This window comes from Bacteroidota bacterium, assembly GCA_030706745.1.
Classification (GTDB): domain Bacteria; phylum Bacteroidota; class Ignavibacteria; order Palsa-1295; family Palsa-1295; genus PALSA-1295.
This window is the reverse complement of record JAUZNX010000007.1, coordinates 194,270-205,824: the sequence shown is the minus strand read 5'-3', so window position 1 is coordinate 205,824 and position 11,555 is coordinate 194,270. Positions and strand designations below refer to the sequence as shown.

General features: G+C 56.2%; 8 protein-coding genes. 7 read left to right on the top strand and 1 reads right to left on the bottom strand.

Annotated features, from left to right (window positions below):
* Positions 1–2,871 (bottom strand): hypothetical protein (locus tag Q8902_10125; GenBank protein ID MDP4199912.1); only part of this gene is annotated, 2,871 nt, incomplete at its 3' end.
* A gap of 704 nt (positions 2,872–3,575) precedes the next feature.
* On the opposite strand from Q8902_10125, the gene Q8902_10120 reads away from it, so the two are divergent.
* The 7 genes from Q8902_10120 to nuoB are packed head-to-tail and all read left to right on the top strand — an operon-like array spanning position 3,576 to position 11,544.
* Positions 3,576–5,525, top strand: coding sequence for a proton-conducting transporter membrane subunit (locus Q8902_10120; protein MDP4199911.1), 1,950 nt, complete (start codon positions 3,576–3,578; stop codon positions 5,523–5,525).
* 19 nt (positions 5,526–5,544) lie between these two features.
* Positions 5,545–6,240, top strand: a complete 696-nt coding sequence (locus Q8902_10115; protein ID MDP4199910.1) for a PTS sugar transporter subunit IIA — start codon at positions 5,545–5,547, stop codon at positions 6,238–6,240.
* 4 nt (positions 6,241–6,244) lie between these two features.
* On the top strand, positions 6,245–7,162 hold the full coding sequence (locus Q8902_10110) for an NADH-quinone oxidoreductase subunit H (GenBank protein MDP4199909.1): 918 nt from the start codon (positions 6,245–6,247) through the stop codon (positions 7,160–7,162).
* Positions 7,159–7,827, top strand: coding sequence for a hydrogenase (locus Q8902_10105; protein MDP4199908.1), 669 nt, complete (start codon positions 7,159–7,161; stop codon positions 7,825–7,827). The genes Q8902_10110 and Q8902_10105 overlap by 4 nt, the downstream gene beginning before the upstream one ends.
* Positions 7,824–9,266 carry a proton-conducting transporter membrane subunit gene (locus Q8902_10100; GenBank protein ID MDP4199907.1) on the top strand — a complete coding sequence of 481 codons (1,443 nt, stop codon included), beginning with the start codon at positions 7,824–7,826 and terminating at the stop codon, positions 9,264–9,266. The genes Q8902_10105 and Q8902_10100 overlap by 4 nt, the downstream gene beginning before the upstream one ends.
* Positions 9,263–10,744, top strand: a complete 1,482-nt coding sequence (locus tag Q8902_10095) for an NADH-quinone oxidoreductase subunit C (GenBank protein MDP4199906.1) — start codon at positions 9,263–9,265, stop codon at positions 10,742–10,744. Before Q8902_10100 ends, Q8902_10095 begins: the two co-directional genes overlap by 4 nt.
* A 14-nt stretch (positions 10,745–10,758) precedes the next feature.
* Positions 10,759–11,544 carry an NADH-quinone oxidoreductase subunit NuoB gene (nuoB, locus tag Q8902_10090; protein MDP4199905.1) on the top strand — a complete coding sequence of 262 codons (786 nt, stop codon included), beginning with the start codon at positions 10,759–10,761 and terminating at the stop codon, positions 11,542–11,544.
* Positions 11,545–11,555: the final 11 nt, after the last annotated feature.

Below are 11,555 nucleotides of genomic sequence, written 5' to 3'. Positions count from 1 at the left end.
GTGGAACCCGTGATCGTAGATGCCATACTTGGCGCCCGCGATCTCGCAGTTCTCGATACGGATATGGTTGATCGGTGTCGTGTCACGAACACCGGCAGAGTACAACTGGAAGTTGTGCTCGTTGTAGATACGGATGACCGCATCCGAATCGCGCGAAATGCCGTAGCACAGCGATTTGGTTGGAGCTGTGATCGGCACGCGGATGGAATCGACCTGCATCAAGCCGTTGCCGATGAGGCGAAGGTCCTTGAGCGTGATGTTGCTCGCGCCGTTCTCGATCGAGAAGATACCACCGACAGCAGTCGAGGAATCGACGATCGTCATCGTGCGCTTGTTCGGTTCGGCAACCAGTTGGTCCGGTGCGCCAATGCCGAGCGGGTTATACCCCTCGATCGTGACGTATCCACCGAACGGAGCCGATACGATCGCGGCAGATGCGCCGACGCCTGTTACGTAATCACCGAAGTAGAAGCAGAACGGACGGCTGCCCGTAAAGAGGATCCGTGGCTGAACGCCCGGCTTCGGAGTGATCGTCAGACGAGCCGTATCGGCAAGACCGCGGATCTTTGTGAAGTCCAGCGCGCCGTTGGCATCACTGACCTTATAGGTCCCGTTCTCCGTGTAGTTGTTATCGGCGAGCAGCAGGCGAACATTGCCGCCGACTCCGCGATAGATCAGCGAGTCGACTGCGGCATGCAGTGTTTGGAACCGCTGGCCAACGCCCACATAGATATCGCCCTTCAACCGGTCGATGATCGAGAACGAACCGCAGGCGGTGTCGTTCGATCGATCGCCGTCGTTGTTCAAACGTGCGATCGCACAGATGTTATAACATCCCGGCGGGATCTTCGAAATATCCCAGCCACCCTGAACGGTCGGGAAGAAGAACGGCACCTGCACGTTATCAATATTGAGCTCCGGAATGCTCGAGTCGGCGCGGAAGACGAGCTGACCGTCCGAACACCGGCGGATCTCGACTCGGGCCGGTACGTTGAACTCACCCGGAGCCGCTCCGACCGAACGGAAGTACGCACCGGGCTTCCATGACGTGTAGTACGGCTTCTCTTCATCCTGCTGCGGATTGAAGACCGATATGGCCTGCACATCATCGCCGTATGCAACCGTGAAGGTACCCTTGGTCGTATCGTCAGCATGCAACTGGTCGGTTGGCCAGATCGCAATGCCCCAGCAGGTATCAACGCCATTGAGTTGCGGGGTGAAGTTGTTGAACGTCACATTCGAATCGACGCCCTGCGGCCAGTTGCCGATGATCACAGTGTCGCGATAGACGACGGCTCCGCTCTTATCCTTGATGGCAGCCGTCACCGGAATATTCGTTTCGGGGCTGGTATTCGAGCCGATGTTCTTGAACCGAATGCTTACGCTGGCCGGGAAGGCTACAGGGGTCCGAGATCCCGTCGGGAAGCTCGTCACCGTGATCGCCTTGATATCGTGTGGTGGCGAACAGATCCATTCGTCGATCGTGAGATTGTCCGACGGGGCCTGATCCGCCGTTGGCGTCAGACCGAATACCGTTGCCGTGTCCTCATAGATATTCCATGAGCCGGGGGCCGGACCTGTCGTATACGATGACGTGGGACTGTTGAATACGATCAGCTTCGAAGCAAACGAGCTTGGAAGATTTGCTGCCGTTATCACCGAGTCATACGTGTAGATATAGTTCGACGCACCGAGGATCGTCGTACGGAACCGCACGGTGAGCTGGGTCGGAATATTCGTCCCCTGATTTGTGATCTGGACCGTCGGGTAAAGCTGCGTGCTCGGCTGATAGTATGGAGTCGCTGGCCTGGTACCCGTCGGGCTTTGGCTCATGTAGCAGAAGTCTGCCGAAAAATCAGATGGCCAAGCGATGAAGATCATGAGGCTCGAGGTCGGCATATCCTGATTACAGTTGCCAAGATATGGTGCACCATAACCCGGGTATGGGCTGTACGTGATACGCTGTCCGAGTGCGTTGAGCGTGTACTGTCCAACACCAGAACTATACGCCCAGATCGGGGCGCCGAGCACCTGCGTGCCGTTATTATAAGACTGGTTTGGATTATTGAAATTGATCATCATGTACTGGCCGCCGGTCTCTTTGATACCGGTCTCAGCACCATCGTACTCATAGTGATATGAGCCGCTGACAGCACCATAACCAAAACCGTAGCTGTTGTTGCGCGATCCGATTTGGGGCGCATAATTGAATTGGAATTTGGAGATTCCATTCTCGAAAAAGACGACCTGATGGCTCTCTTCAAGCGTTCCGTCGCCAGTGAAGATGTACCTGTAATATGAGTGATTATGCAGCGTCTCGACGACGAGCTGGCGATTCGGAGCTGTCCCAAGCACAGCCCACTGAATTTGCGCGGCGGAGCCTCCGGGGCAATAGGCGTTATAGTTAAGGTACTCCATTGCGGCGGCTTTATAGTTCGGATAATAATAGCCGCTCTGGTTATACATGAAATCGTACGGCGCATCGTAGGCACTGGAGATCTGTCCATTGCCATAATCGTAATGGTAGCCGTAATTATAGCCATCCTCAAAGTCGTATGGCTGGCCGACATAAGTCTGGCTCAGGATAACAGATCCGCATCCGTTGACGACGAAACTATTACTACTGGTATACGTCGTGTTTAAGAAGCGGAAGGAGAATGGGAACGGCTGTGCGCTCGACATATTGTAGTAGTAACTCGGGAGTCCCGAGAGCACCGTACCCGATGCGAGCGGTTGCCAGCTACTGCCCGAACCAGTCGTGGTCCGCAGCAGATACTGGTTCATAGTATATGGCTGTGCCTGCGCGAGCCTTGGCGGAAGGATCGCGCTAAAAAGCAACACAGCCAGGAAGAAAATGTAGAGTTTCCTCATAGCGTAAATTAAGGTTTAATTGTAAATGAAGACGGTGCTATCGTAACAACTGGATGCAACTGCGACGGCAACGATCTGGAATCACATAGCTCGAAAATTCGAGCGATATAATCCAAGCCTGAATTCTAAGTCATACTTGGGAAGAATGACACAGATTTTTCGGCCATACCGTTCCGACACCTGAGAAGTGCCAAAAGTTACATCGAATTCTCAGAACGATTCGAATAATCCTAGGATAATCCATGGGAGGTTGTTCGTTTTGATTGTATACGGCCGTGATAGTTGAAAAAGGACGAATAACTGCTACTATATTATAACAATGGCTATGAAAGAAAATAATGATTGAATGCAGCTGCATAGTGCACTTCCAAATCTTCATCCAGTCACAAAGTCAGACTTCACGCGGCATGCTGTAATTGAGCAGGTCGAAGCGTGAATCATTCCTCATCTCGGATGCTTTCACACCAGCGATGAAACATAGATGCGTCCGGAATGGGCTTTGTGCTTGCAGTGGCATGTAGTTTATCCGACGCCATTTGTACCATGAGGCGCAGGTGCATCTTCAGTTGACCTGAACTCGGTAACGAAGTGATCGCAAGTTATCTCTGGCCCGTTAACATATTGGCACGGTTGATCGAGATTGGTTACTCCTCCAGCTTGATGAGCCTTTATTATGAGAGCAAGGAAGCTCTCTCCACTAAAAGATGACCGTTGGTCCTCTGTTATTCATAGCGATTGGCGGGATGCTTCTGAGCATCCTGATGGGACGTGCTACAGCGCGTCTGTGGCTGATAGTCACACTGGCAAGTGTGATTGTAGGACTCGCGGCGAGCATAATAGTGCTCGGGGGTAGTGTTGTATGGGAATGGCGTAGCGCTTTTCCGTTGGGTGGAGAACCAGTGCATCTTCGACTGGATGCTCTTAGCGCATTCTTTCTAATATTGTTATGCGTGGTCGGTGGGGCAGGGGCTATTTATGCGCATGAATATTGGTCGAAGGTCGCGCATCCGCGCTCCGTTCGGTCTGGTCGCGTCTGGTGGAGTGTAATGCTATTGAGCCTTGGAGGAGTACTGCTCGTCTCCAATGGCCTGCATTTTCTCATCGCGTGGGAGTTGTTCACGGTCGCGGCTTATTTTTTAGTTACACTCGATCGTCAGCGGAGCGAAGTTCGTGCTGCGGGTTGGCTGTATCTCGGCGCGTCGCATGTGGCGATGCTTTGCCTGTTCGCATTCTTCACGATGCTTGCGGTGCGCACCGGAAGTTGGGAGCTTGGATCAATGCGCGACCGCATGGACCTCGCGCCATTGTTTTGGCTGGCACTCGTTGCGTTCGGACTGAAGGCCGGCATGTTTCCGCTCCATGTTTGGCTGCCATCGGCTCATGCCAATGCACCGAGCCATATTTCTGCCATGCTTTCGGGCGTGACGCTCAAAATTGGCATATACGGGCTTGTGCGATTTAGCGGTTGGTTACCGGTCCCGCCAGAGGCCGGATGGGTGGTGGCATTTCTTGGCGTGACCAGCGCGGTGCTCGGGGTTGCGTTTGCACTTGGTCAACATGACCTCAAGCGCCTGCTTGCTTATCATAGTGTTGAGAACATTGGCATCATCTTGATTGGGCTTGGCTTCGCGATCCTCGCGACGGGACAATCGAATGCAAGTTGGGGCCAACTGGCATTAGCAGGTGCGCTTCTGCACGTGTGGAATCACGGGCTGTTCAAATCACTGCTGTTCTTATCCGCTGGCTCGACGGTGCACGCGACAGGGACACGCGAAATGAGCAGGCTCGGTGGATTGTGGCGAATGATGCCGTGGACAGCGTCGCTGTTTGGTCTCGGCGCCGTCGCGATTTCCGGACTGCCGCCGTTGAACGGCTTCGTGAGCGAATGGCTCATTTATCTCGGATTGTTCGATGCCACTCTGGCTCGTGGGCCATCGGCTTGGGCCGCGATACCGGCGGCGATTCTCCTCGGCATGACGGCTGCGCTGGCACTCGCATGTTTTGCGAAAGTATGTGGGGTGGTATTTCTGGGCGCACCGCGTTCTCAAGCGGCGGCGAACGCTCACGAAAGTGGGCCGGGGATGCGCTGGTCAATGGTGTTGCTGGGCGCGGCGTGCGTGGCAATTGGAATTGCACCGGTTGTGTTTTGGCCGGGGGTGGTGCGGGCGGTGGACGTTTGGAATCCCGCTTGGGCTGGGGCAGTGACGCCTGTGGCGTTATCGACGCTTGGCCTGTTTCACATCGCGCTCGCGATGGTCGCGCTCCTGGCGGCGGTCTGGCTTTGGCGACGCGTGCGATGCGGAATTTTTAGGCGTGCACTGACCTGGGATTGTGGTTATGCTCTTCCGACGTCGAGGATGCAATACACCGCTGGTTCATTTGCCAGTATCATCACCGAGTGGTTTGCATGGATTCTCCAGCCAATACGGCACGAACATCGGCCTGAAGGGATCTTCCCGCATAACGCGAGCTTCGCTACGCATACCCCGGATACCGTGCTCGAATACATTGTCTCGCCCGTGGGCAACCTGGTGATGCGCATCTCCACCGCAGCACGCAGTCTGCAGCACGGACGCCTGCAATTTTACCTGTTATACTTACTTATCGGTCTGGCGGCGCTGGCAATTGTGGTCCTGCTTGGGGGTGGCCAATGACAGCGCAAATTCACAAACCATGTATCTGAACCTCATCCAAATTGCTGAGTCATTCGGAGTTTCCGAGGCCGTCGTTGACGGCTGGATTCGGCACGAAGGGTTGCCTCACACACCGGATCGGGGCCGGCTATTATTCGATCGCGCCCAGGTGGCGGATTGGGCGGCCAAACGTGGACTCGCCGCGAAAGCGGGTTTTCTGGCACCTGAAACCTCCTCACTGGGGACGCGTTTGCGACTCGGGACCCTACTGCGCACTGGTGGTATCTGGCGGGATATACCGGCAGTGGAGGTGCAGGCGGTGTTCGAGCGAGTCGTCACCACCTTGCCCGGAGCGACTCCACCCGTCCGGCAACTGCTCGTTCAGCGGGTGCGCTTGAAAGGTGGCGTGACAATCGCGCCCGTTGGTGGTGGATTTGCTTTGCCGCATCTGAGCGAACGAATCACCCTTGGCCGCGAATCCGGCACAGTGGCGTTCATTTTCTTGCGCGATGCACTCCCTGCTGCCGACGCGTCTCCTGATGGCGTGCCGATTACGCGGCTGTGTTTCTTCATTGCACCCTCGCCGCGCGGACACCTTGATCTCCTGGGACGATTGAGTCGTGGATTGACTCGAGGGCCGTTGCGCGAACTGATCCTCAAGGGCGCATCCGACAATGAGATTCTCCAGGCGGTGGACACACTGGATGCGTCGATCGACTCATTAGCTTCAGCGTAATAGGATGCACGCACTGATTCCCATGCTCGGTATCGTCCTGCGACTCGCAGTATGGTTGTTGTTGGCGCCGTTGCTACCAGGCATTATCAATAAGGTGAAAGCGTGGGTTGCGGGCCGCCGAGGACCACCGGTATTCCAGTTGTACTACGATCTCGCGAAGCTATGGCGTAAAGGTGTGGTGATGAGCAGTCTTGCATCGCCGGGTTTCATCGCCGGACCTGCGATAGCATGGGTGGCATTGATCGGAGCAGCAATGCTAATGCCACTTGGGCCAGTGGGATGCGCAGTTAGCTTCCCCGGCGATGTGCTATTGCTGATCTACCTATTAGCGCTTGCGCGATTTTGCACGGTTTGGGCTGCGATGGAAACCGGCTCGGCCTTCGAAGGCATGGGTGCCGTGAGAGAGGTCAGCTATGCGGTGCTTGCGGAAGTTGCTATCATCGCAGCGGTGCTATCACTAAGCGTCGAGACCGGAAGTGTTACGCTGGTCACAATGCTATCGCCCTCGCTCGGTGCAGGAGCGGTTTTGTTGGCGGCAGGAATATTCACCGTGTTACTTGCGGAGAATTGTCGCGTGCCATTCGATGACCCCAACACGCATCTCGAATTGACGATGATCCACGAAGTCATGGTGCTCGATCACAGTGGGCCACCGCTCGCTGTCGTATTACACGGCGCATCCATCAAACTTCTTCTCTTTACGGTGCTGCTCGTTCAAGCGGTGTTGCCGATGCGTGAGTTCACAGTGCTCGGTGCGGTCGGGGTTTTGGCGGCGGGTGTTTTGGTGGTAACGGTCAGCGTGGGCTTCATAGAGTCTTTGCTCGCAAGGCTCGCGTTTCGCCGCGTGCCGCTCCTGCTCACAACGGCAATTCTGTTCTGTTTATTCGCGCTGCTGGTTGCATGGAAAGGCGGTGTTGAATGAGCAACGGAACGTGGATGATCGGTCATCCAGATCTGAATCTCCTGATCGGCCTGGCGATGGGGTTAAATTTGCTCGCGCTCGGCAGCAGCCGGTTGCCATCGATGATCCGCTCCATGTCCGTGCAAGGGATGTTGCTGGGGCTCATGCCGCTCCTGTTGGAGGCCGGCAATCTCGACTGGCGAATATTCTTGGTCGCACTGGCCACGATCGTTGGTAAGGGCTTCGTAATTCCCGGTCTGTTGCGGCGCGCGATGCGAGCCGCGAACATCGAGCGCGATATCCAACCGTTTCTCGGTTATGTGCCATCACTGTTGCTCGGCGCCGCTGGGACGATCGCGGCGGTGGCGCTCGCGCGTGCACTACCGCTGTTGCCGGAACATTCGGGGTCACTTCTGGTGCCCGGAGCGATTGCCTCAGTATTGACTGGTTTCATTTTGATGATTGGCAGGGTTCGTGCCATCTCGCAAGTCTGCGGATACCTAATTCTGGAAAATGGCATTTATCTATTCGGTCTGCTGCTCATTCACTCGACTCCGTTGCTGGTTGAGTCCGGGATCTTACTGGATCTCACGGTGGGTGTGTTCATTATCGGCCTCATTGTTGACCGCATCCAGCGTGCGTTCGATTCATTGGACACCCGCAAACTTAACACGCTCCGCGAATGAGCAATCTCTTACTCATCATCGTGCCGTTGGCTGGAGCAGCCGTCGCCGCCGTGTGGCCGGACAACCGGACCCGGCCCTGGCTGCTGCCGGTCTTTGGCATTGCGCATGTCGTGTTGACGTTTTGGTTATTCATCGATCCACCGCCGGTTGCTCCGGGCGACTGGTTCGGCTTCGATCCGCTCGCGCGGGCGATGTTGCCGGTCGTCTCATTGCTGTTCCTGGTCTGTGCCGCTTATGGCGCCTCATATCTTCGTATCCGTTCGGAACGACCCAACCGTGTGTTTGTGGCATTGTTGCTGGCCATCCTTGGATTGCTTAGTGCCGGGCATCAGGCCCGGCATTTGGGACTACTCTGGATTACCACCGAAGCGGTGACGCTTGCTACCGTTCCACTCCTGCATTTCAACGGCACACCTCGTGCCTTCGAAGCGACCTGGAAATATTTGCTGGTGGGCGGCACGGGCATCGCGCTCTCCCTACTCGGTTCTTTCTGTCTTGGCTACGCTTCCTTGCACGGCGGCGGCGAGGGCAATTTGACATTTGCCGCGCTGACTGCTCAAGGTGCTGGGTTGTCGCGTCCGTGGGTCCTGACCGCATGGGTGCTGCTGCTTGTGGGTTACGGAACGAAGATGGGACTCGCACCGATGCACACATGGAAGCCCGACGCCTACGGCGAAGCGCCCAGCATTGTCGGCGCAATTCTCGCTGGTGGCGTCACCACCGTCGCATTCACCGCCATTTTGCGCGTACGCGCGGTCGTTGGCGCGGCGGGAGAAGGTCCGATCGCTGACCGGACCTTGCTCATCATCGGATTGTTTTCGATGCTGGTGGCAGCATTGTTCTTGTTGGGCACCCGCGATTTCAAACGGATGCTGGCCTATTCGAGCGTGGAACATATGGGCATTCTGAGTATCGGCGCGGCGCTCGGCCCTGCGGGCGTAGCCGCCGCACTGTTTCATGTATGGAGTAACGGCCTGACGAAGGGCGCGTTGTTTCTGAGTGCGGGCAACATCCGGCGCGCGGCTGGATCGCCCTCAATGGATGACGTGCGAGGCATATCTATACTCACGCCACGTTCGGCAGCTATCTTTGTCACCGGCATGTTTGCAGTAACAGCCTTGCCGCCGTTCGCTCCATTCTTCAGTGAGTTGTTAGTGCTGCGGGCTGCACTCGCTTCCGGGCAAGGAGTTGCTACCGTGGTGTTTCTCAGTTGCCTGTTACTCGCGTTCTTCGGAATGACCCGCGTGGTCTTTGCCATCGTCGATGGACGCCCGAGCCCCGCAACGCGCTCGAATGCAGAACGTTTCGTCGAAACCGCCGGTGTAATTGCACCGCCGCTCGCGCTGCTCGGATTATCCTTGTGGCTCGGACTTTTTACGCCGCAGATTTTGCGCGAGGCTTGGCGAGCAGCCGTCGCCCAACTTTTCCCAATACCATGAGCGCTTCCACACCATTTGCCTTAGGGGCTAATGCTACCAGCCTTCCATGGGAAAAAGTCCCCGTCTGGCAGCCAGAGGAATTTGTACGCACGACAGCATACGAACTGGCGCGCGGCGCACGCTTGTGTGCATGGTTCGGCGTGACCGAAGGCTCAGCAACGCGTCTCGTTGCAGTGCTTGCGTTCGATGTTGATAACACGCTTGCCGTCGCTCGGAGTACGCCGTTCACGGGTGGGTACCCCTCACTAACTATGTCGCACCCGCAGGCTCATTTGTTTGAACGCGAAGTCTGGGAGCAACACGGTCTTATTCCGGAAGGGCATCCATGGCTCAGGCTTGTCCGCGAGACTAATGGGAACGCACCGGCAAACGGAGAATTTTTTCGAGTCGACGGTCCTGAAATACACGAAGTTGCTGTTGGCCCGATCCATGCGGGTGTCATCGAACCGGGCCACTTTCGATTTCAGTGCAATGGAGAAGAAGTGCTGCACTTGGAAATCGCGCTCGGTTACCAGCATCGTGGGGTAGAGGAGGCCCTGACTGGCGGTCCGCATCTTTCGACTATGAGCCAGATCGAGACGGTGGCAGGGGATACCACTATCGCCCATTCGACTGGATACGCGTCCATACTAGAATCGCTCGCAGGGATCGAAGCTCCGTTGCGTGGGCAGTGGCTTCGAGCAATTGCTCTCGAACTCGAACGAATGGCCAATCACGTCGGCGACATGGGTGCACTGGCTGGTGACGTTGCGTTTCTGCCAACAATGTCGGCGTGCGGCAAAATTCGTGGTGACATTCTCAATCTCACTGCTCTTATTTGCGGCAACCGGTTTGGGCGCGGTCTCGTGCGACCCGGTGGTTGCCGTCTCGATCTCGAACCCGAACGCGCCGCTCAACTGGTTGAACGTTTCGAAATCGCGCTCAGTGAGATCGAACAGGCTCTCGGCTGGTTTTGGGACGCTGCTTCCGTCCGAACGCGATTTGAAAATGTTGGCGTTGTCTCCTCATCACAGGCCACTGATATTGGAATGGTTGGTCCGGCGGCGCGGGCTTGTGGATTGGTGCGTGACGTTCGTTACGATCATCCAATTGGCTGGCATCGCTTTGCTCAGGTTCCAGTTGCAGTCTGGCCGGGTGGTGACGTGTTTTCGCGCGCGATGGTGCGCTCATTGGAAGTCCAACGTTCCGGCGAATACCTTCGCGCACAACTTGCCGCTCCAGTTGATGGTGATGTGCGATGCGAACTCCCTGCTCCCACACCGGATACAATTGCCGTTACACTCATCGAAGGCTGGCGTGGCGAAGTCTGCCATGTGGTGCTGACGGACGCCGCCGGCCGATTTCGCCGCTATAAGATTATCGATCCTTCATTCCACAATTGGACGGGACTGACGTTAGCGACGCGTGGCGCGGCGATCTCGGATTTCCCAATTTGCAACAAGAGCTTTAACCTCTCCTATTGCGGCTTTGATTTATGAAGTCACGCAAACGCATGTTTGTCATTGATACCGTCGCGCATCGTCTGAAGAGCGGCTGCGAAACCATGGCCTATCCAGATGGCCCGGCGCCCGCGCTGCCTGACCGTCATGGCGGTACACTTAGGGTGGATGCTGGCAAATGTACCGACGGTTGCAGCGCTTGCATCTCCGTTTGTCCGACCAAAGCGATCACGCGCACGCTCGGGTCTCCGGTCGCTCTTGATCTCGGTCGCTGCATTTTCTGCTCCGCATGTGTAGAGGTCTGTCCACCAAACGCCATCACGCAAACCGGGGATCATCGCATGGCCGTGCGTCATCGTGAAGATCTCATTCTCGGCGATCCCGGCCGCGAAGAGATTCGTCTCGCAACTGCTCTCGACGAAAAAATGCGTCAGTTATTTGGCCGTTCGTTGCGTTTACGTGTGGTGAGTGCCGGTGGTTGTGGCGGCTGCGAAGCAGACGTCAACGTGCTTAGTACCATCGGGTGGGATATCAGTCGCTTCGGGATCCAATATGTGGCTTCACCACGTCATGCAGACGGCCTGCTTATCACCGGTTGCGTTTCAAAGAACATGGAACTCGCCTTGAAGAAGGCCTGGGATGCAGTGCCCGAGCCAAAGATTGTCATCGCAGTTGGCGCGTGCGCGATTGCCGGTGGCCCCTTCGTTGGCAATCCGCAAATCCTTAATGGCGCGACCTCCGTCGTGCCTGTCGATCTCTACATCCCCGGCTGTCCACCGCATCCACTGACTATCCTCGATGGCCTGCTGCGCCTGCTTGATCGGTTGGAAAAGACCTGAATACCCTACTA